The organism is Rufibacter radiotolerans, from assembly GCF_001078055.1.
Lineage (GTDB): Bacteria > Bacteroidota > Bacteroidia > Cytophagales > Hymenobacteraceae > Nibribacter > Nibribacter radiotolerans.
In genome coordinates, this window is record NZ_CP010777.1 from 1,446,818 (window position 1) to 1,468,145 (window position 21,328).

Below are 21,328 nucleotides of genomic sequence, written 5' to 3' on the forward strand. Positions count from 1 at the left end.
TAGTTTTCTAAGGAAGCTGTTCAGTATTTCTCCTTTGTTTTTAGCGCAAGCGTTCACTTATGCACACGCGTTTTTGAGCCATTTTCCTGAAAACAGCCCCAAAGCATTTCAGACTGCTCTTAGACTTAAGCCTTAATGCTCAGGACTCAGAACTGGTTCAAGGTTAAATCTCCTGAGAATTAAGGATTTTATGGGAAAGTTTAGTACTTTTGCGGCGCCTTCAAGGTGAAGGCATCTGTGGGATTACCCGCAGATACGTTAAAATAAAGCACCGTTAGCTAAGTGACTCTGTGGCTAGGGGTTATAAAAGGTGAGTCAGCATAGTAATATGGCAAATGTAGATGATTTTAACTGGGACCAATTTGAGTCTCAGGGTTTCGGTGGAAGCTACTCTGCTGCGCAGAGAGCGGAAATGGAACAAATGTATGCCGACACCCTGAACACTGTTCAGGAAGAGGAAGTGATTAAAGGTACCGTTGTTGGTATCACAGATCGCGACGTTATCCTTAACATCGGGTTTAAATCTGATGGTCTGGTGCCGGTATCAGAATTCCGTGACATGCCGGATCTGAAAATCGGTGATGAGGTAGAGGTTTTCATTGAAGACCAGGAAGACCCTAACGGTCAGTTGATCCTGTCTAGAAAGAAAGCTAAAATCGTTAAAGCTTGGGAAAGAATTTACAGCGCGCTTGAGAACGACACTGTTCTTGAAGGTGTTGTGAAGCGCCGTACCAAAGGTGGTCTGATCACTGACCTTTATGGTGTAGAGGCCTTCTTGCCAGGTTCACAAATTGACGTGAAACCAATCCGCGACTTCGACATCTATGTTGGTCGTAAGATGGAAGTGAAAGTGGTGAAAATCAACGCCGCTTTTGATAACGTAGTAGTATCGCACAAAGTCCTGATCGAGAAAGATCTGGAGCAGCAGCGCGCCGCCATCCTGAACAACCTGGAAAAAGGTCAGGTTCTGGAAGGTGTGATCAAAAACATGACCAACTTCGGTGTGTTCATCGACCTTGGTGGTGTAGACGGTCTGTTGCACATCACGGATATTTCATGGGGACGCATCAACCACCCGCAAGAGGTGTTGGAGCTAGACCAGAAAGTAAACGTGGTAGTTCTGGACTTCGACGACGACAAGAAGCGTATTTCTTTGGGTATGAAGCAATTGACTGCTCACCCTTGGGATGCCCTGCCAGCCGAAGTAGAAGTTGGCTCACGTGTAAAAGGCAAGATTGTAAACGTAGCCGATTACGGTGCGTTCTTAGAATTGATGCCAGGCGTAGAAGGTTTGATCCACGTGTCAGAAATGTCATGGTCTCAGCACCTGCGCAACCCACAAGACTTCATCAAACAAGGTGATGAAATTGAGGCGGTTGTGTTGACTATGGACCGTAACGACCGCAAAATGTCTCTGGGCATTAAGCAGTTGTCTGAAGATCCTTGGACCAAGCAAGATGTATTGACTAAGTATGCCGTAGGTACCAAACACACTGGTGTTGTGCGTAACCTGACAAACTTTGGTCTGTTCATTGAGCTGGAAGAAGGCGTAGACGGTCTGGTACACGTATCTGACCTGTCCTGGACCAAGAAAATCAAGCACCCATCTGAGTTCGTGAAAGTTGGTGACAACTTAGACGTAGTAGTTCTGGAACTTGATGCTTCTGCCCGTCGTCTGGCCTTAGGCCACAAACAACTGGAAGAAAACCCTTGGGATACTTTCGCGTCTGTATTCACCGTTGGTTCTACCCACAAAGCAACTGTGTTAGAGAAATCTGACCGTGGTGCCACGTTGGAGCTGCCTTACGGTATTGAAGGATTCGCGTTCCCTAAAGGCTTAGCCAAAGAAGACGGTACTGCCGTTGAAGCTGGTGAGCAATTAGATTTCAAAGTAACTGAGTTCTCTAAAGATGACCGTAAGATCATCTTGTCTCACACTGCCGTTCACACTGCCCAGCCAGAGGACGCCAAGCGTAAGAAATTTGAGAAGAAGGAAACACCAGCCGCCGGTTCTGCCAAAGCTGCTGCTCCTGCTGCCCCTAAGAAAGACGAGGTTCGTTCTACCTTAGGTGACTTAGATGCGCTGTCTGCGTTGAAAGACCAGATGATGGAAAACGAGAAAGAAGCCGGTGAGAAGAAGTTAGCTGCCGCGGCTCAGGCCCGCACTACTAAACCAGCCGATGCTGAATCTACTGAAGCAGAATCTACTGAAACTGCCGAATAATTTTGGGTAGGTAACTACCTGTCTATAAGGGAGCCCCTGTTTTACAGGGGCTCTTTTTTTGTGCCTGGGGTAAAAAAAGTGCCCTCAGATTGTGCCAGCATTAAAAGATGTGTATATTTGCACTCCCAATCACGGTAACGTGGCCGAGTGGCTAGGCAGAGCTCTGCAAAAGCTCGTACAGCGGTTCGAATCCGCTCGTTACCTCACAGAAGGACAAGAACCCGCTTAGATTTATTTCTAAAGCGGGTTTTTTGTTTTCTGGCCGGGAAACATATGGTAAACAATTTTACCGCTTCCTCCCCATCTATTTCTTCCTTCTTTCTGTCTTACTGGCACTTGGGTTTTCAAGTGAAAAGCCGCTTTTAGTAGTTGCCGCAACCCGGCTCTGTGGTATACTACATATATAGGCTTTGGCTAATCTTTTGAGGATATTTTTCGTAACCTAACCATCTGTTATCAATGTCATGGAAGGAGGGAAGGCTCTTACGGCTGGGTTAACAATTTCTTAAAAAAAGCCTGCGCTACGGGCGTGGCACGTTAATCTAAAGAAGAGGTTTAAATGAGTTTAAAGACAGCAAGCGCGTGAAAGTTTCTGAACAAGAGAAGAAGCCCAGGCAATCTATTGAGTATAAACTCCCCAATGGAACGGTGATAGCCATAGGAGGGAAAGAAAACAAAGGAGAGAGCCCAGAGGAAGAGGAAGACCAAGGACGAAACATCAATTTTGAGAAGACCGAGATTCTGGAGCGCTTTCTCCAGGAGCTTCAGGGTAAAAATCCACTTATAGTCGTAATCCCCACCGCTTCCACTCAGCCAAAGAAAGCCGGGAAAACCTATGTAGACGTATTCAAAAAACTGAAGGCCAACCACGTGGAGATCCTGGACATCCGTTCTCGGGAAGATTCCTGCAACCCCAAGTTCCTTAAGGTCATAGAGAAAGCGGCGGGGATTATGTTCACCGGTGGCGACCAATTGCGGCTTACCTCCATCTTCGGTGGCACCGAGATCATGCGTCTGATAAAGGAACGGTATTTCAATGAAAAATTGGTAGTGGCCGGCACCAGTGCCGGGGCCGCCGCCATGTCTACCCAAATGATCTACCAGGGCAAGAATGACGCAGGTTTTATCAAAGGCTCCGTAAGTATCACTGCGGGCCTGGAGTTGCTGAATGACGTAGCCATTGACACGCATTTCATCTCGCGGGGCCGTATTGTGCGTATGTTACAGATGATTGCCACCAACCCTACATTCATTGGCATTGGCCTGGAGGAAGATACGGGCGTGGTAGTGAAGAAAGGCCGTGAGATGGAAGTGGTAGGCAGTGGGTTGGTGACGGTGGTAGACGGAAGGTGCATCACCAACACCAATATTTACGAAGTAAAAGAAGGGGTACCCGTAACCATAAGAGACATGACCGTACATCTGCTGGGTAAAGGAGATACTTATACCATTGAAGTTTTTTAAAAACAAATTTAAACTATTCACTCCCCTGGGAGTGAAGCTCTTTTATGAAAATCGCTGAGATACGCATTATGCGTGGACCAAATTACTGGTCTGTGAAACACCCTAAAATTGTAGTGCTCAAACTGGACATGGAGGAACATGCCGGGGTCCTTACTACCCAGATCCCGGAGTTTGGCACACGGTTGCTGAAAATGTTCCCGGGAATGGCAGAGCACCGGAGCACCGAAGGGCATGAAGGAGGCTATATGAAGCGGGTTCAGGAAATAGGGGTGCCTCTGAGCAATGTGTTGGAGCATGTGGCCCTTGAACTGCAAACTCTGGGCGGTATGAATTCCGGTTTCGGCCGAAATTATCACGCCCCCCAGCCAGGATTTGAATATGTAGTCTTCTCTTACCAGGAAGAAAAAGCCGGCGAGTATGCCGCCCACGCCGCCCTTCGTGCCGTTCTGGCGTTGGCCAAAAATGAGCCTTATGATATCTCCCCAGATATAGAGAAACTGCATGAGATACGGGAAGACGAGCACCTGGGGCCGAGTACTTACTCCATTGTCTCAGAAGCGGTGGCCCGGGGCATCCCTTACATACGGTTAAACAAGAACTCCCTTATCCAGCTGGGCTACGGCGTGAACCAGAAGCGAATTCAGGCGACCATGACCTGCCGGACCGCTTCTTTTGCGGTAGAGATAGCCGGAGATAAAAACGCCACCAAGGAAATGCTTTATGAAGCGGGCGTTCCTGTCCCTAAAGGGGATATTGTCTATGACCTGGCGGAACTGAAGCAGGCGGTTAAAGATTTAGGCTATCCTATTGTCACCAAACCTCTGGACGGCAACCATGGCAAAGGTGCGGGTATCAACATCAAAACCTGGGAAGAGGCCGTAACGGGCTTTGAAATGGCCCGCAAATATTCTGATGCCGTGATTGTGGAGCAGTTCATTGAAGGGTTTGATTTCCGGCTGCTGGTGGTTAACAAAAAGTTTGTAGCCGCCGCCAAGCGCACACCGGCCATGGTGGTAGGCGATGGCACTTCTACGGTGCAGCAACTTATTGATAAGGTTAACAGTGACCCACGCCGGGGGGTGGGCCATGAGAAGGTGCTTACCAAAATTACCCTGGACAATGACACCAACGGAATCCTGGTCAAAAAAGGATATACCCTGGAGACCGTACCCGCAGCCGGCGAAGAACTTTACCTCAAAAGCACCGCCAATCTTTCTACCGGCGGTACTGCCACAGATGTTACCGATCTTATTGACCCCTACAACGTGCTCATGGCCGAGCGGATTGCCGGCACCATTGGCCTGGACATCTGTGGTATAGACGTGGTCACCTCAGATATTGCCATTCCTTTACAGGAGGCCCGGGGTGCGGTGATTGAGGTGAACGCGGCCCCCGGTTTCAGGATGCATACGTCCCCCACTGATGGCTTGCCCCGGAACGTGGCCGAGCCCGTGATAGACATGCTTTTCCCGGGCCAGTGCCCATCCCGTATTCCAATCATTGCCATTACCGGTACCAACGGCAAAACCACCACTACCCGCCTTATTGCCCATATGGTGAAATCTAAAGGCTATCAAGTAGGCTTTACCACCACAGACGGCATCTATATTCAGGATAAGTTACTGGAGAAAGGTGACACCACAGGGTCTAAAAGTGCGGAATTTGTGCTGCGCGACCCTACCGTGAATTTTGCCGTGCTGGAGTGCGCCCGCGGGGGCATGTTGCGCTCTGGACTGGGCTTTGAGCAATGTGACATTGGCATTGTGACCAACGTTGCCGAAGACCACATGGGGCTTCGCGACATCTATACCTTAGAAGACATGGCCCGCGTGAAGGCGGTGGTACCCAAGAGCGTGAGTAAAAACGGCTATGCCATCCTGAACGCCGATGATGACAACGTGTTTGCTATGGCTACTGATGTGGAGTCTAAGGTTGCCTTTTTCAGTATGGATGAGAACAACCCGCGCATTTTAAAGCACGTGGCCCAGGGAGGCCTGGCGGCGGTGTTTGAGAACGGTTTCATTTCCATCTTCAAGAACACCTATAAAATACGCGTAGACCGCGTGGCGGATATTCCGCTCACGTTTGGGGGAAGGGCCAGGTTCAATATTGAGAACGTGCTGGCGGCCACGCTGGCGGGCTATATTTCCCAATTTGAGATCTCAGAGATCAAAACCGCTTTGCGCACCTTCTTGCCCTCGGCCTCCAAGACGCCCGGCCGTATGAACCTCTTCAAATTCCCTACCTTTGAGGTGCTGGTTGATTATGCGCACAACCCTGCGGGCATGAAAGGCATTGCCGAATTCCTGCAGAATGTGGATGCCCGCAAGCACGTGGGAGTAGTGGCAGGAGTAGGGGACCGCCGCGATGAGGATATCTTTGAGTTAGGCAAACTGGCCGCCAAGATGTTTGATGAGGTCATCATTAGAACGGACAAGGACCTGCGGGGCCGGTCAGCTGATGAGATCAACAACATTGTGATTGAGGGCATTATGCACGTAGACCCGGCCAAGCCCGTGAAGGTGATTCAGCAGGAGATGATTGCCATAGCCTATGCCCTGGAGCATGCAGAGAAGAACTCGTTTATCACCATTTTCTCAGAAGACATACCTGAGGCCATTAAGCTCATTGAGAACTTCAAGGTGATCCAGGACCGTAGGGTCATGCTGGATTAGTGAGTGAGTGAGTGAGTGAGTGAGTGAGTGCAAAACAAAAGAGCCCCGAAACATTTCTGTTTCGGGGCTCTTTTTATGAAAACGTGCTTAAAACAGATTATTTAAGCGTGAAAGAGGTAGTGCCTATCAGGTAGCCTTCGGTGTAAAGTTCTACGGTGTGCTTGCCGGTTTTAAAAGGGGCGCCTTTAGAGTAGATAAAAGTTACCTGCTGGTTCGTGTTATCAAAGACGATGTCACGCTTGGCGGTGTAAAACTGCTCTTTCCCTTCATACTCAAACGTGCCTGACCCGGTGGCCAAGTTGTAGAGGGCAGACCCGTCTGGCTCAATCAGGCGCATGAGAATCTCTTTGTTCTCTTTAGCGGCCACTTCATTCTTGCCTAGCTTGAACGTCAGTTTGATTTTGTCTACGCGCTTGGCTTTGTATTCTTCCTCGTCGTCGGTTTTCTCTTTGCCGCGGTCATTCAAGATACTCACGGCTAGGTTCTGGGCTTCCAGCTTGGAGGCCAGCGCCACTTTCTCAGAAAGGGCCGTATTGTTGGTGGCAAGCGAAACAATAGAGTCAGAGAGCTTGTTCTGGGTGGTTTTCAAGCCTTTCACCTCCGTGAACAGTTCCTCGTTATCCGTTTGCAGTTTGGCTACTTCCTCGTCTTTCTTCTGCAGGGCCATCTCCAGGTTCTGCGCCCTTAACTGGAAACGCTTCTGGTCTGCCACCGTGAACGAGCTGTTTCTGAAGGCCCTCAACTGGGCAAGGTCACTGTTAATGGCAGCAATCCTGGACTCCAGGGAGTCATTGGTAAGGCCCATAGACTTCAACTCGGCGCTCTGGCGCTCAAAGTCTGCCTTAAGGGTCTCATATACTTTGATCTGGTTTTCCAGCTCGGTGCTTTTCACCTTAATGATTTCCTTCTGCTCCTCATTCTCCTGGGTCTTCTGCTGCTGCATATAAATCAGGATGCCGTTAATGCTGAGCAAAACAATGATCAGGCCTACAACTAGTAATTTACGGTTGCTATCCTTCTCGGGGGTTCGGTTGCTTTCCTTCTCAAGTGTATCGTTCGCCATAGCGGGTTCTGGGATGGGTTTAATGGATTTTAGGCTCTACCTATTCTTACAAAAATACGCTTCTCAGAATCCTTTGCAAATTATGGGTTAAAATACTTACTTCAGCCCATGAGCCAGGAAGCCATTCTAGATCAACAGTACTGGGAGCAGCGCTACCGCCAGCAGCAAACCGGCTGGGACGTCGGCGCCATCACGCCGCCCCTAAAAGCCTACGTGGATCAGTTACCCACCAAAGACCTCAAGATCCTGATCCCGGGCGGGGGCAACGGGTACGAGGCCGAATACCTGCACCAGCAGGGTTTCACGCAGGTCTATCTGCTGGACATTGCAGCGGCCCCGCTCCAGAACTTCAGGGAACGCGTCCCCACTTTTCCGGCGGAGCACCTGTTGCAGGAGGATTTCTACACCCTTTCTCAGTCCTCTTTTGACTTGGTTATAGAGCAGACATTCTTTTGCGCCCTGCCCCGGTCTTTGCGCGGCGCCTACGCCCGGCAGATGTTTGAGATCCTGAAACCCGCCGGGAAGCTGGCCGGGGTCTTGTTTTCGGAGGAGTTCACCGCGCCCGGTCCGCCCTTTGGCGGAAGGTCAGCCGAGTACCAGGCCTATTTTGAACCCTATTTCAAATTCCTGCACTTTGAGCCCTGCTACAATTCAGTAAAGCCCCGCCAGGGGAAAGAACTGTTCATAGAGCTGGAAAGACGGGAGCGGCCTCAGTTTATCGCGTAAGATTATGTACTTTTGGCCGCGGGTAATCTGTAAGCCATACTTGCTCATTTTCTCCTTTTCGGGGAAAGCTGTTTTAAGAGTGTTTTCTTGAAAACGGCCCCAAAACAGAGGAACAAGTAGATTAGGCCAATAATCGGTCCTTACAACAATTGATTTCCTGCGTACAAAATACCATCCAGAGAGATACTAAACAGTAAAAGAATATGATCATTACCATCCCAAACCTACAGCATACGTCCTCCGGGAATTTCTTTCTCATGGCAGGTCCCTGCGCCATTGAAGGCGAAGAAATGGCCATGGAGATTGCCGAGCAACTGGTCCAGATCTCTGACCGTCTGCAGATTCCTTTGATCTTCAAGGGTTCTTACCGCAAGGCCAACCGTTCCAGAAGAGACTCGTTTACGGGCATAGGCGATGAGAAGGCCCTGCGTATTCTGGAGAAAGTGGGTAAGACCTTCAATATCCCCACCGTCACCGACATCCATGAAACCCATGAGGCCGCCATGGCCGCCGAGTTTGTAGACGTACTCCAAATTCCCGCGTTCCTGTGCCGCCAGACAGACCTATTGATTGCCGCCGCCGAGACCGGCAAGGTGGTGAATATTAAAAAGGGGCAGTTTCTGTCTGGCGAGTCTATGCGGTTTGCCGTGGAGAAAGTAAAGGAATCTGGCAATGGCAATGTCATCCTCACGGACCGGGGCAACTCCTTCGGGTATTCAGACCTGGTGGTGGATTTTAGGAACATCACCATCATGCGCGAGAACCAGGTGCCGGTGGTCATGGACGTAACCCACTCCCTTCAGCAGCCCAACCAGTCCTCAGGCGTGACCGGGGGCCGGCCTGCCTTGATTGAGACCATTGCCAAAGCAGCCATCGCCGTGGGCGCCGACGGGTTGTTTCTTGAGACGCACCCAGACCCTATGTCGGCCCGTTCAGACGGTGCCAACATGTTGCCGCTGGCGCAGCTGGAAAGCCTTATGCGCCGCCTGATCAGGATTAGAGAAGCCATCCAGTTTGAATAATAAAGCGTTTCGGGCCTGTTTTACCAAAAACAGGCCCGAAACGCTTTTATAAAAAGTAAAGGCTAGAAACGCAGCGTGAAATGCTGCTTGGGTTGGTTTGTTCTAAAGAAGACCAGCCCCATATAGAACAAGTCTACTGTGAGCAGCACCCGCGGGTGCTGCTTTATTTTTTGCCAGGCCTGCGCCATCTCACTGGACCAGTAAATATCATCAAAGATAAAAACGCTGCCTTCATGTGCTTTGGAGAGGCATTCCTCAAAATACCGCAGGGTAGGCTCATAGCGGTGGTTACCGTCAAAGAACACAAAATCCACCTTGTCCAGTTTCTGCAGGGTCTGGGAAAGGGTCTGGTCCAGGTTACCTTCCACTATCTTTATTTGGGCCAAGCCCAGAGCGTCCAGGTTTTTACGGGCTTGGGCGGCAATGGCGGGGCAGCCTTCAAAGGTGTAGAAGTCAGCAGATTGGCGGGCCAGGCCCAGGTAGGCGCTGGTGAGGCCCAAGGAAGTACCCAACTCCAGCATGGTGGCCGGCTGAAAATGGTTGGCCAGCCTGAATAGCAACTGACCTAAACGGGCGGATTTGGCCGCCGTGATGGCAATGTCGGCTACCTTCCGCTTGCGGGTAGCGCCCACGTGAGAACCGGCCCCAAAGTCCGTGACCTCCAGCACGGTCTGGTCCTGCAGGAGCTGTTGGCGCAAGCCCTCCACGGCGTCATAAGCCGGAAAATGACCTTTGTGGTGGATGATGTGGCAATAAAGATTGAAGACGAAAGGGGAGTGCAAACCATGCGCATTCCCTGAACGCCACCAGAAGGAGGCGTACCTGTAGATCATTGCGGCGTGCTGCAAAGCCAGAAACGGGATTAGTTAAGTTTATACGGGATTATGAGGGTGAACTCGGGAATAGTGACCTGGAACTGCTTGCCGTCTACCAGACGCTCCATCAAGTATGTACCGGCCATTTTGCCAATGCTGGTTTTGAGGTTACAGCCGGAGACGTATTGGTGGCTTTCGCCGGGCTCCAGCACGGGCTGCTGGCCTACTACGCCTTCGCCTTCCACCTCGCGCACCTCATTGTTAGAATCAAAGATATGCCAGTGGCGGCGTAATAACTTTACCGTAAATTCGCTGTTATTCTCAATGGTGATCTTGTACGCGAAGACAAAGTGCTGCTGGGCCGGACTGGAATAGTCAGGGAGGTAATTTGTCGTGACGTTGACAGTGACTCCTTGGGTGGTTTTCGTATCCATGCGTGCCTTAATTTTGTATAATAGGAACAGGCTATCTGGCAGATAAGTTTAGCCAGCCGGATTCTTCCATAAAAATACGGTAAAAACCTTAAAAAAGTATCCCCTCTATGCAGGTAAAAATTGAAAGTAGCTGGCAAAAGGTGCTGGAAGACGAATTTCAAAAGCCTTACTTTAAAGATTTAATTGAGTTTGTAAAGTCTGAATACGCCAACACCGAGGTGTACCCGCCCGGTAAACGCATTTTCCACGCCTTTGAGGAATGTCCCTTTGACAAGGTGCGCGTAGTCATTCTGGGCCAGGACCCCTATCACGGCCAGGGGCAGGCCAACGGCCTGGCTTTCTCGGTAGCCGAAGGCATGCGCTCTCCTCCTTCCTTGCTTAACATATTTAAGGAGATAGAGTCTGACTTGGGCAAACCCATCCCTAAAACTGGAAACTTGGAACGCTGGGCCGAGCAGGGGGTACTGCTGTTGAACGCTACCCTTACTGTAAGGGCCCACCAGGCGGGTTCTCACCAGAAGAAAGGGTGGGAGGAGTTCACCGATGCCGTCATCAAGAAAGTATCTGACCTGAAAGAAAATGTGGTGTTTATGCTCTGGGGCGCCTACGCCCAGAAGAAGGGCCTCATCATTGACGAGAAAAAGCACCTGGTCCTTAAAGCGGCCCACCCGTCTCCCTTCGCCGCCGATAAAGGCTTCTTCGGGTCCAAGCACTTCAGCAAAGCCAACGCTTACCTTAAAGCCCACGGCCAGCCTGAGATTGACTGGTAACGGTAGGTTTCCGTTTTGGGCCTGTTTTTCTTTAAACAGGCCCAAAACGCATTTAGCGCAAAGCCTCTGGCAGAGAGACAAACCGGTAGCCTCTTTTCTCCAATTCCGTCAACAAGGTGTCAAGCTTAAAGTAGAATTTATCGGTGCGTCGCGGGTCGGTGCCCAGGTGCAGCAGGAGCAGGAAGCCATTCAGCCCTTGTGGGTCTTTTTGCTCCCAGTCCATAATAGAGTCCAGAATCACCTGGCTGGAGCGGTATTGTTTGCCCAGGCTGGGGTAAGTGTAATCTGCGTGGGAGAGGGTGCCTAGGGTGTAGTTCAGGAGCGTTAGGCCCAACTCTTTGGTCCAGTCGGCTATCTGCTGATTATACCATTCATAGGGCGGCAGATAGAAAGGCGCCTCTTGCTCGGTTATGCCAAACCGCTCCATCTCTACGTAGTTGGCAAACAAATCTACCGTGAACTGGCCTTTGGTCACCAGCAACGAGTCCCGCTTTTGCCAATCGGTGTAGAGCAGGTGCTTGTCTGAGTGCGCGCCCAGGTAATGGCCGTCCTGCTTCAAGCCTTTAATGACCGGCGCAAAGGCCGGGTTGCGGTAAAAGTCGCCGGTGAGGAAGAAGGCGGCCTTGACGCGGTGCTTCCGGAGTGCCTGTCTGATAGGCTCATAACCATCGGCAAACTCGTGGCCGGTAAAGACCAGGGTCAGGCGCTTCTGGGCCGTATCTCCCCTGATAATGGCCCCCAGGTGGGCACTTACTTTTTTCCGGGACCTCCTGCCTTTCCTTTGCCCTCCATCTGGTGCGCCGATAACAGGTAACTCAAGCTGGCAGTACCGTCCATGGTGGGCTCATTGGTAGAATAATCGCCGTTGTCATCATGGTACACCACCAGGTCAGCCTGGAAAGGGGCGAATTCATCTCCATTGATCAGCCGCAGGTACTGCAGGTTCTTGAAGATGCTGCCATAGACCGGCCCGTCCACCAAGCCCCCGTCTAACCGGTACCGCTGCAGCACGGTAAGCGAGGAGTGAGGGTCTTTGGGGTACACCCCGTTTTCCGGCAAGCCGATGACCATGCTGGTGCCCCAGGGGTTCGCCCCGAACAACCAGTCCCGCAGCGAGGCCTCCAATTCACTGAACCGGTTGTCCTTGGTCAGTTGCCGGTACAACATGGCCTGGGTGGCCAGCCCGGTGACCAAATTATTGGAGCACCAGATATAGGGCACGCCCATCAAGAAGGCATTTCCCTGCCCCCGTTTTTGTACCGCCTCCAGGCCTTGCCGCAAGTTAGCAATGAACTCCTGCCTGATCTTGGCATCCTGCGAAGCTCCTAAATAATAATGCCCCACGTTAATGAATGGGTACCACTGGTAATGGCGGGCGGTATCTTTCCCCAGCCAAGGCGTTAAGGGTTCCTGCCGGCCAAACTCCGCGGCCTGCTGCAGTAAATCGGGTTTACCCGTAAGTTGGTGAAGCTGCACCGCGGCCAGTTCCATGTCATCTACCCAGTTGTCTTCCTCATAGAAATAGGGCGCCTTGCCGGGGGCGGTCTGGTTTACGCCAGGGCGGGCCAGGCCAAAGGCATATGCCTGCTGCGCCTTTTCCTCTAGCTGCCGGGCATAAGCCGGGTCTACTTTGCCCAGCACCTGCGCGCCCAGCCCGAAAGCAGAAGCGAATTTGCCCGCCGTGGAAGCCACCCCGGTAGAGCGGTTCTTGTTTTTGAAGGATCCCTGCGGTTTTCCGGTGACCACGTACACCGGCCGGCCCAGGCCGGGGCCTTTGCCGTAGTCTACCAGGTCTTTGTTGGGCAGGCGGTACCCGGCGTGGTCCCGGTCATCGGCTATCTGGTTAAACATGAGGTCCTTAGAAGGGTACATTTTCAGGAGCCAGTCCAGGCCCCATTTGGCCTCATCCAGCACATCGGGTATCCCGTTTTGGCCCAGCAAGCCGTTAGCCAGAAACGCATCACCAAAAGCTCCTGGGTTCTGCTGGTAGGCAAAGAGCAGCTGGAATGTGGCGTTGGCCGAGGTGGTCACATATTGCAGGTAATCACTGGCATCATGCCATCCGCCGGTGGCGTCAACTTGCGTAGAATCCAGGGCCGGATTGGGGTGGAACACCACAAAGCCGTCTTTGGTGTGGCAGGAGTCCTTAAGAAAAGGGTTGAAGCCGCAACGTTGCTGGCGCATGTACCGCAATACAAAATCCGCTGATTGGTCATACACCTGCGTACCGATGGTAAAGTCAGGGGAGCGGGTGCCGTTGGCTTTGAGGTAATAGGAGCCAGGTTTGGCAAAGGCCGAAAAGTCTAACCTATAGGTGTGGGTAAACGCCGAATAGGCGCCAAAGGCTTTCACTTTTTTGCTTTTGTGTACCACTTTGCCCGTGCGGGCATCATGCAGGCTAAACGAGGAAACTGCCTGAACTTTCTTGGCGGCCAGCACCGCCACTTTGGTAGCCGAGGGCAGGTAGCCCAGTTGGTTGATCCTGATCCAGGCATCTTCAGCCGCCGCGGCAGACTGACAATAGGCCGGGGAATTCACCCAAATGGCCAGGGCCAACAAAAAGGAAAGGAAGGTGCGCATAGCAAGACCGGTTTAGAGGTTAGTAAGTTAGCCTTTATCCTGAAGGAGAAAAATACCCTTAAAGCAGAATTGCCGGCGTGGGCCGGCGATTCTGCTTTAAGAAAGAAGTCCTGTTTTGAGCCCGTTTTTTAAAAAACAGCTCCAAAACAGCGAGGACTATTCTATGCCTTTAAAAATACGGTTCCACCTGATCTTGTTAAACAAGGTCTCGTTCGGGTCCGCTGACATCCAGATCATCACTGCTTTGCCTACAATGTGGTCTGCGGGTACAAAGCCCCAGTACCTGGAGTCTTCTGAATTATGGCGGTTATCGCCCATCATCCAGTAGTAGTTCTGCTTGAAGGTGTATTGCTTGATCTCCTTGCCGTCAATCAGAATCTTGTCATCGCTTACCTCCACCTTGTCATGGCCCTCGTACTTCCGGATAACCATCTCATAGAAAGGAATGGTCTGGGCATTGATGTCAACGGTCATGCCTTCCTTCGGGATCACGAACGGACCAAAGTTATCCTTGTTGTAGGGGTACATAGAGGGCTTGAACGGAAAAATATCAGCCCGTATAGAGCCAATGCTGTCTTTATACAACACCACTTCCTTAATGAAGTCATAGGTCTTCAACTTCGCGGCCGTGGCCGGCGTGGTGTTGATGATATAGGCCTCGCCGCCGTAGGCAGGCTGCACATCTGTAATGTCGTTTTCCTTGAAGAACTTAGGGTTAATGGGCGTGTTGGCCAGAATGCCGTAGGCGTACTGCACTCTATCGGGCTCAGGTACCAATTTGTCATTGATGTATACCCGCATGTCCTTCATTTGAATTTTATCTCCCGCAATGCCTATGCAGCGTTTAATGTAGTTCATTCTAAGGTCGGTGGGGTGACCCGTGTCTGCGGGCCAGTTGAACACCACCACGTCATTGTTCTTCACGGAGCTGAAGCCCGGCAGACGGTATGACTTGAGTTGGATGGCGTCTGAGTAGGAGGGGATGTTGGTGCCCCAGATGGTCTGGTGGGTAAGCGGGACCTGCAATGGGGTGATAGGCGTGCGCGGGCCGTAGTGCAGTTTGCTTACGAACAGGTAATCTCCTACCAGCAAAGATTTCTCCATAGAGGGAGTTGGAATGGTGTAGGCCTCAAAGGTGGCCCACCTGATAAGGGTGGCAGCTACAACGGCAAAAAGAATGGCGTCTCCCCATTCCCTGAAAAAGCCTTTCTTCTTTTTAGGCTTGGTCTCTTTCTTGGTCCAAAAACGGATACTCATGTACTGAGGGTTAGAGTTGTAGCAGATCGGTCATCCCATAAATACCCTGGCGGCCTGGCAACCATTCGGCGGCCAGAAGGGCACCGGAGGCAAAACCTTCGCGGGTGTGGGCAACATGGTGCAGTTCAAAGGTATCATTTTCTGAGGTGTATTTCACAATATGCGTACCCACCACTTCGCCTTCGCGTTCAGAAACAATGCCCAGTAAATCTGGCTCAGAGCTGGTGTCATTGATCCAGCCCTGTTTTTCAGGGTAGTTCTTTAAAATGCCATCGGCAATGGTAAGGGCCGTGCCGCTGGGTTTGTCCAGTTTGTGCACGTGGTGAATTTCCTTTACCTCTACCGCATACTCTGGGTACTGCCGCATTTTATTGGCAATGTACTCATTAAAGTGAAAGAATAGGTTTACCCCCACGCTAAAGTTAGAGGCATAGAAAAGGGTGCCTTGCAGCTCCTGACATTTCCCCTTTACCTGGCCCAGGTGCTCCAGCCAGCCCGTTGTGCCTACCACTACCGGTATCTTTTTCTCAAAACAGGTAAGGATATTGCCTACTGCCGCGTCTGGGCTGGTGAACTCAATGGCAACGTCTACCTGGTCTGCGGTGTAAGAGGCTAGCTTGTCTGCATCATGCACCGTGAGGGCACCCACAATTTCATGGCCTTTGGCCACTGCCAGCCGCTCAATGGTTTGACCCATTTTGCCGTACCCAATGAGAAGAATGCGCATAGTTTTATTTAAGGGTAAGATGAATGCGGAGACCTCCTGCATAGGAAGAGGTACCGGTAAGTGGGTTCAGGGCAGGGGAGAAATGCAGGGAAAGGTCGTCACTTACGTCAAAGGCCTTGAGGTGGGCATCTACGTGGGCTTCCAGCACCTGCAGGCCCCAGGCCAGCACGGCCAGGATAATGTCCAGGTCACGGTACTTCCGGAAGAAGTCTCTGGAGGAGCGCAGGTTGCGGCTTCCCTGGTCATTGGCGCGGTTTAAACCATAGATATTGTCCTCAGCGTATTTGTCTACGGTGCCGGGGTCACCATCAAACCTTACGCGCAGCGCCTGGGCATAGTCCTGATACTTGCGGTTGTTGTCATAAATGAAGTACCCGATCACGCCCCCGGTGGCGTACACCAAAGGAATTTTCCAATAGCTTTTATTGTAGGCCTGGCCTAAGCCGGGCACCACCGCCGAGTAGAAGGCGGCCTTGGCGGGGCGGCTCCAGTGACTGAATCCTTTTTGGGCGGTATCTGCTACAGCCGGGGTGGCTACCTTCACCGAGTCTGGGCCAGTAGTTACTACTTGCGCCAAGCCTTGCGGGGCATAAGCCATGAAAAGGAATAGACAGAAAGAAAGAGCCGCCAACAGCCGCATGTTACGCGTAGTTTAAGATTTCCAGAATTCGGTTCAGTTCATCTACCGAGACAAAGGGGATTTTGATTTCGCCTTTGCCTTCAGCCGACGCCTTGACGTGAATACGGGTGCCAAAGTAAGAGGATAGCCTTGATTCTACCCGCTTCACTTCATTCTCAAACGGATGCAAATCTAATTTGGTCTGCGGGTCTGGTTTTTTGTTGGCCAGGTTCAGGTTACGCACCAGTTCCTCCACCTTGCGCACAGACAGTTCCTCGTTCACAATCTTGCGGTAGACTTCCAGCTGCTTTTCCACGTCATCAATGTTGATGATGGCGCGGGCGTGGCCCATGGAAATAAGGTTGTCCCGGATCCCGATTTGGATGTCTGGCGGCAATTTCAATAACCGCAGGTAATTGGTCACCGTTGTGCGCTTCTTGCCAACACGGTCGCCCAGTTCTTCCTGCTTAAGGTTACACTCAGACAGCAGGCGCTGGTAGCTAAGGGCAATCTCTATGGCGTTGAGGTTTTCCCGCTGAATGTTCTCAATCAGGGCCATTTCCAGCATTTGCTGGTCATCGGCTTTTCTGATGTAGGCAGGAATGGTGTCTAGCCCGGCCAGTTTGGCGGCCTGGTAGCGGCGCTCCCCAGAGATCAGCTGATACGTCTCAGCGTTCAGCTGACGGACCGTAATGGGCTGGATGATTCCCTGGATGCGGATAGATTCAGCCAATTCTTCCAGGGCCACTTGGTCAAAGTGGGTACGCGGCTGGAAGGGGTTGGTCTCAATCTGGGTTAAAGCTATATCTGCGATGGTATTAGCAACGTTAAGATTAGTTGGAGTTGATTCTGGTTTGCGGTCATAACTGCCCGCAATAAGCGCATTCAGGCCTCTTCCAAGGCCGCCTTGTTTTTTCTTGGCTGAATTATCAGACATGTACTTTTCCTCTTCTAAAAAATATTACTGGGCAACCGCTACGCCGTTCTTCTCCACAATCTCACGGGCAAGGTTAAGGTAGCTGATGGCCCCTTTACTTTCGGCGTCATGCAAAATGGCGGGAATCCCGAAGCTGGGCGACTCACTCAGTTTCACGTTACGCGGGATAATGGTATCAAACACCATTTGCTGGAAGTGCATTTTCACTTCCTCCACCACCTGGTTAGACAGGCGCAGGCGCACGTCATACATGGTGAGCAGCAGGCCTTCAATCTCCAGGTCAGGGTTCAGGCGGGACTGAATGATCTTGATGGTGTTCAACAGCTTGCCTAAGCCTTCCAGGGCGAAGTACTCGCACTGCACCGGAATGATGACAGAGTCTGCGGCGGTTAAAGAGTTCACGGTGATAAGACCCAGGGAAGGAGAGCAGTCTATGATGATGAAATCATACTTCTCCTTCAGGGGCACCAGCACCTGCTTCATCTTGTCCTCGCGGTTAGGCAGGTTGATCATCTCTACCTCGGCTCCCACCAGGTCTATGTGGGAGGGGATAAGGTCCAGAAAATCAATGGGCGAGGAAAGGATGATCTCCTCCACGTTGATCCCGTCTACCATGCACTCATAGATGCTGTTTTCAATGTCTTTGGGGTCAAACCCTATGCCAGAGGTGGCGTTGGCCTGCGGGTCAGCATCTACCAGCAGGGTCTTGAATTCTAAAGCGGCTAAGCTGGCTGCCAGGTTAATGGCCGACGTGGTTTTTCCCACGCCGCCTTTCTGGTTGGCAACGGCAATTATTTTTCCCATTATACAGGTTACAGTTCTAAAGTTTGACCAATCTCCATCAAAATCAACTCCTTCTGCTGACGCCGGGCTAGTTCCAGCGCCTCCACATGATCAATTTCTATGTACGGGAAGGTGTCATAGTGCATCCCGATTATTTTCTTCACATTCACGTAATTGGCGGCGATCAGGGCGTCTTCCACGTCCATGGTGAAATTGTCACCTATGGGGAGCAAGGCAAAATCCAGGTGGTACCGCTCCCCCAGTAGTTTCATGTCCATGTGCAGGGCGGTGTCTCCGGCGTAGTAGAAAGACTTCTCGGCGCTCTCTACCACAAAGCCCGCGGCGGTCCCGGCATAGGTGCCGTCTGGCAAAGAGCTGGAATGGATGGCGTTCACCATCTTCAGGGTTCCGAAGGGAAAGTGCACCTTGCCCCCAATGTTCATGGGGTGTACCTTCTCAATGCCTTTGTTCTGGTACCAGCTCACAATCTCAAACGTGGCTACCAGGGTAGCACCGGTTTTCTTGAGCAGGTGCTCTGCGTCTGCCACGTGGTCTGCGTGCCCGTGGGAGAGCAGGATGTAGTCACAATCTATAGAATCAATGTCTATCTCAGAGGCCAGGGGATTGGGGGTGATAAAAGGGTCAAAGAGAACTTTGGTACCCCCCAGGTCCATGAGAAAACAAGACTGTCCGTAATAAGTAATTTCCATCTGTTATAAGCAAAAGAAAGCGTTTAACCATGAAATATAGCAGAAGCTACTGCAAAGATACGGTAATTTAGAGAGACTTGTAAGCCTGACTTATTAACACTTAGCGGTTATTTATCCCCATTTTTGCCCCTGGTTCAGGCTTGCCCATTGGTTGAGCAAATATGGTTTATCTACTTGATAGCTATCTTTTTAGCAGAAACGTTGAAAGTACCGTGGCCAAACGTTATCTATCGGAAGAAATGTCGGGTTTTGGCTTTCTCTCCTGTTAAACGACGGGCCGCTAAGCCTAGTACAATCACCTTTAATTTACCTCTGGAAAGAGCCGGATTGCCTGCCGTTTGCAGCTTTGGTTCTCTGGTTGAAAGTTCGTTTTGAGCCTGTTTTCCGGAAAACAGGCTCAAAACGGAAGATTGGTTTACAGAATAAAAATGCCTTGTAAGTAGCTTGCTAAGGGTTCAGAAAGAAGGATAGATGAAGGAAGAGAGAATGTTAATGACGCGTCAGAAGTGGATATAAAAGGACGAAATATAAGGGTGAAGGTTATGAAGGAGTGGTGGATGTGAATTATCTTAAATGTCTCTGCATCAGCGATTGTATAAGGTTGTGATGGAAGAAATAGTCCATAAAAAAAGCCCGGTGTAGACCGGGCTTTTTTTATGAGTTAGGGTAGGCTATCTGGCGCCTTTCTTGCGTTGGGCTTCTTGCTCCGCAGCCGCTTTCATGGCATCTTGGATCCGTTTCTGGAAGCCGCCTTTAGGCTCTTTGCCTTTGTTTTTCTCCTGGTAGTCTTCCAGGTTCTTCCGGATCTTTCCTTCGTCTACAAAGTACCGGATCAAGGCCTGCTGCCCGAAGGTGACAATGTTAGACACGAAGTAATAGAAGCTAAGGCCGGCCGGGAAGCTGTTCAACACAAACATGAAGATGATCGGCATCAGGTAAGAGTAGAACTTCATGGGTCCCTGCACCGTGCTCACCTGGTTATTGGACCAGGTGTATAGAATAGTAGAGGCGGTCATGAGCAGGGTGAACATACTCACGTGGTTTCCATAGAAGGGAATGGTGAACGGCAGCATGGCAAACACGTCATAGGTGCTCAGGTCATGGGCCCACAGGAACGGCTCCTGCCGCAACTCAATGGAGTTAGGGAAGAAGTTGAACATGGCAAACAGGATAGGCATCTGCAGCAGCATAGGGATACAGCCACTCATAGGGTTCACGCCCATCTTAGAATACAGGGCCATGGTCTCGGCCTGCGTTTTCTGCATATCCCCGTCGTGCTTCTCCTTGATGGCGTCAATCTCAGGCTTCAAGACCTTCATCTTGGCCATAGAGATGTACGACTTGTAGGTCAGCGGGCTCAGCAGCAACTTGATGTAGAGCACCAACAGAATAATGATGATGCCGTAGCTGCCAATAAAGTCTTCCAGGAAGTCAAACGCCGGGATGATGAGGTACTTGTTTACGTAGGCGAAAATGCCCCAGCCCAGTTCCAGGTTTCGGTCAAAGTCTTCGGTTACCCGCTTCAGGACGTCGTAATCGTTCGGGCCGAAGAAATAGGTGAAGTGGCCTTTGCCGCCCAACACGTCCTGCACCGGAATGCTGAGCTTGGAGCGCAGGGTCTTCACCTGGGTAGTGTCTTCGTCCTTGAACGTACTGGAAACCTCGGCATCAGAGAAGCTGTTGTCTGCGATTATGGCCGCGGTGAAGAAGTTCTGCTTGTTGGCTACCCACTTGACAGGTTCCTCCAGTTTCTCGGCCTCAGGGTCTGTGGAGCTGGCAGAAAGCTTGTCAAAGCTGCCTTCAGCGGTGTAGTAGTTGAGGGTGGAGTGGTTGCGGTTCTGCTTGATGTCTTTCTCCAGGCGCTTCAGCTCATCGGTCCAGGTAAGGACCACGGGCTGCTGGGCCACAACGCCTTCCATGCCTCTGAAATGAAGTTGGTATCCTACCTGATAGGAATCGTCCTGGAGGGTGTACACCTGCTCAATAGACTGGCCGGGGGCTACCTGCGCGGTGAAGGTGATCGCCTTGGCAGGTTTTTCCTTCACGGTAAGGTTAGCTACGGCAGACGGCTGGAAAAACAGGTCTGATAGCTTTATGGTACGGCCAGATTTGGTCTGGAACGTGAATTCCTGACGGCTGCTTTTAGAGTCAAACAGCACCAAGGCCTTCTGGTCCCAAGTTTTGTAGTTCTTCAGGACTACTTCCTCTACTTTACCGCCCTGGCTGCCCAAGGTTACCTTCAACTCTTTGTTCTCCAGCACCAGGTTCTGGTTTTGCCCGGTTGCCAAGGCACCAAACTCTCCTAATTGCGAGGAGCGTTGCGCTCTGGCCAGAGAGTCATCTGCCGGCGTAGAAGCCACAGCCGAGGAATCTGGAGCCATGGTGGCAGCCGTGGTTGCTTTTTTAGTTTCGGGCCCTGTCTTTTGCTCAGGGCCTTTCATGAAGAAAATACTGTAAACCAGTATGATAACGGCAATCAGGCCCATGCCTATTGCGGAATTCCTATCCATAAGTGCTAGTAA

18 protein-coding genes and 1 tRNA gene are annotated in these 21,328 nt (G+C 51.2%); 7 read left to right on the forward strand and 12 right to left on the reverse strand.

The window, feature by feature from the left end; genetic code table 11:
• The first annotated feature begins 328 nt into the window (after positions 1-328).
• The 4 genes from rpsA to cphA all read left to right on the forward strand — a co-directional run bounded on the left by rpsA (position 329) and on the right by cphA (position 6,363).
• Positions 329-2,224 (forward strand): 30S ribosomal protein S1, encoded by a 1,896-nt coding sequence (gene rpsA / locus TH63_RS06040; RefSeq protein WP_048920163.1) that lies wholly within the window; start codon positions 329-331, stop codon positions 2,222-2,224.
• 133 nt (positions 2,225-2,357) lie between these two features.
• Positions 2,358-2,428: transfer RNA gene (locus TH63_RS06045), tRNA-Cys, on the forward strand.
• Positions 2,429-2,806: 378 nt separating this feature from the next.
• The gene (locus tag TH63_RS06050) at positions 2,807-3,688 is read left to right on the forward strand and encodes a cyanophycinase (protein WP_082161571.1); all 882 of its coding nucleotides are present in this window, start codon (positions 2,807-2,809) and stop codon (positions 3,686-3,688) included.
• Positions 3,689-3,732: 44 nt separating this feature from the next.
• Positions 3,733-6,363, forward strand: coding sequence for a cyanophycin synthetase (cphA, locus tag TH63_RS06055; RefSeq protein ID WP_048920164.1), 2,631 nt, complete (start codon positions 3,733-3,735; stop codon positions 6,361-6,363).
• Positions 6,364-6,460: 97 nt separating this feature from the next.
• Here the strand turns inward: cphA and TH63_RS06060 are convergent, their stop codons facing one another.
• On the reverse strand, positions 6,461-7,426 hold the full coding sequence (locus TH63_RS06060; RefSeq protein ID WP_048920165.1) for a hypothetical protein: 966 nt from the start codon (positions 7,424-7,426) through the stop codon (positions 6,461-6,463).
• Positions 7,427-7,534: 108 nt separating this feature from the next.
• Between TH63_RS06060 and TH63_RS06065 the strand changes: the two genes are divergently transcribed.
• Both TH63_RS06065 and kdsA read left to right on the forward strand, forming a co-directional pair.
• Positions 7,535-8,152 carry a methyltransferase domain-containing protein gene (locus TH63_RS06065; RefSeq protein WP_048920166.1) on the forward strand — a complete coding sequence of 206 codons (618 nt, stop codon included), beginning with the start codon at positions 7,535-7,537 and terminating at the stop codon, positions 8,150-8,152.
• A gap of 203 nt (positions 8,153-8,355) precedes the next feature.
• Entirely contained in the window at positions 8,356-9,174 is an 819-nt protein-coding gene (kdsA, locus tag TH63_RS06070; RefSeq protein ID WP_048920167.1) for a 3-deoxy-8-phosphooctulonate synthase, read from the forward strand.
• A 62-nt stretch (positions 9,175-9,236) separates the two neighbouring features.
• Here the strand turns inward: kdsA and TH63_RS06075 are convergent, their stop codons facing one another.
• Both TH63_RS06075 and apaG read right to left on the reverse strand, forming a co-directional pair.
• Positions 9,237-10,007: an O-methyltransferase gene (locus TH63_RS06075; RefSeq protein WP_048920168.1), complete on the reverse strand. Its 771-nt coding sequence runs from the start codon at positions 10,005-10,007 to the stop codon at positions 9,237-9,239.
• Between the two features lie 29 nt (positions 10,008-10,036).
• Positions 10,037-10,423, reverse strand: coding sequence for a Co2+/Mg2+ efflux protein ApaG (apaG, locus tag TH63_RS06080; RefSeq protein WP_048920169.1), 387 nt, complete (start codon positions 10,421-10,423; stop codon positions 10,037-10,039).
• Positions 10,424-10,530: 107 nt separating this feature from the next.
• On the opposite strand from apaG, the gene ung reads away from it, so the two are divergent.
• Complete coding sequence (ung, locus tag TH63_RS06085; RefSeq protein ID WP_048920170.1) at positions 10,531-11,193, forward strand: uracil-DNA glycosylase; 663 nt, start codon at positions 10,531-10,533, stop codon at positions 11,191-11,193.
• Between the two features lie 52 nt (positions 11,194-11,245).
• Here the strand turns inward: ung and TH63_RS20655 are convergent, their stop codons facing one another.
• From TH63_RS20655 to yidC, 9 genes are all read right to left on the reverse strand, one after another.
• A complete protein-coding gene (locus TH63_RS20655; protein WP_048920171.1) occupies positions 11,246-11,998 on the reverse strand; it encodes a polysaccharide deacetylase family protein in 753 nt (250 codons plus the stop codon).
• Positions 11,944-13,773, reverse strand: a complete 1,830-nt coding sequence (locus TH63_RS06095; RefSeq protein ID WP_156180429.1) for a glycoside hydrolase family 9 protein — start codon at positions 13,771-13,773, stop codon at positions 11,944-11,946. Before TH63_RS06095 ends, TH63_RS20655 begins: the two co-directional genes overlap by 55 nt.
• A 156-nt stretch (positions 13,774-13,929) precedes the next feature.
• Positions 13,930-15,030: a signal peptidase I gene (gene lepB, locus TH63_RS06100; protein WP_048920172.1), complete on the reverse strand. Its 1,101-nt coding sequence runs from the start codon at positions 15,028-15,030 to the stop codon at positions 13,930-13,932.
• Between the two features lie 10 nt (positions 15,031-15,040).
• Positions 15,041-15,757 (reverse strand): 4-hydroxy-tetrahydrodipicolinate reductase, encoded by a 717-nt coding sequence (gene dapB / locus TH63_RS06105; protein WP_048920173.1) that lies wholly within the window; start codon positions 15,755-15,757, stop codon positions 15,041-15,043.
• Between the two features lie 4 nt (positions 15,758-15,761).
• Positions 15,762-16,334 (reverse strand): DUF5683 domain-containing protein, encoded by a 573-nt coding sequence (locus tag TH63_RS06110; RefSeq protein ID WP_156180431.1) that lies wholly within the window; start codon positions 16,332-16,334, stop codon positions 15,762-15,764.
• 64 nt (positions 16,335-16,398) lie between these two features.
• Positions 16,399-17,313: a ParB/RepB/Spo0J family partition protein gene (locus tag TH63_RS06115; RefSeq protein WP_048920174.1), complete on the reverse strand. Its 915-nt coding sequence runs from the start codon at positions 17,311-17,313 to the stop codon at positions 16,399-16,401.
• 24 nt (positions 17,314-17,337) lie between these two features.
• Complete coding sequence (locus TH63_RS06120) at positions 17,338-18,117, reverse strand: ParA family protein (RefSeq protein ID WP_048920175.1); 780 nt, start codon at positions 18,115-18,117, stop codon at positions 17,338-17,340.
• An 8-nt stretch (positions 18,118-18,125) separates the two neighbouring features.
• Positions 18,126-18,806 (reverse strand): metal-dependent hydrolase, encoded by a 681-nt coding sequence (locus TH63_RS06125; RefSeq protein ID WP_048920176.1) that lies wholly within the window; start codon positions 18,804-18,806, stop codon positions 18,126-18,128.
• A 671-nt stretch (positions 18,807-19,477) separates the two neighbouring features.
• Complete coding sequence (gene yidC / locus TH63_RS06130) at positions 19,478-21,316, reverse strand: membrane protein insertase YidC (protein WP_048920177.1); 1,839 nt, start codon at positions 21,314-21,316, stop codon at positions 19,478-19,480.
• Positions 21,317-21,328 lie beyond the last annotated feature (12 nt).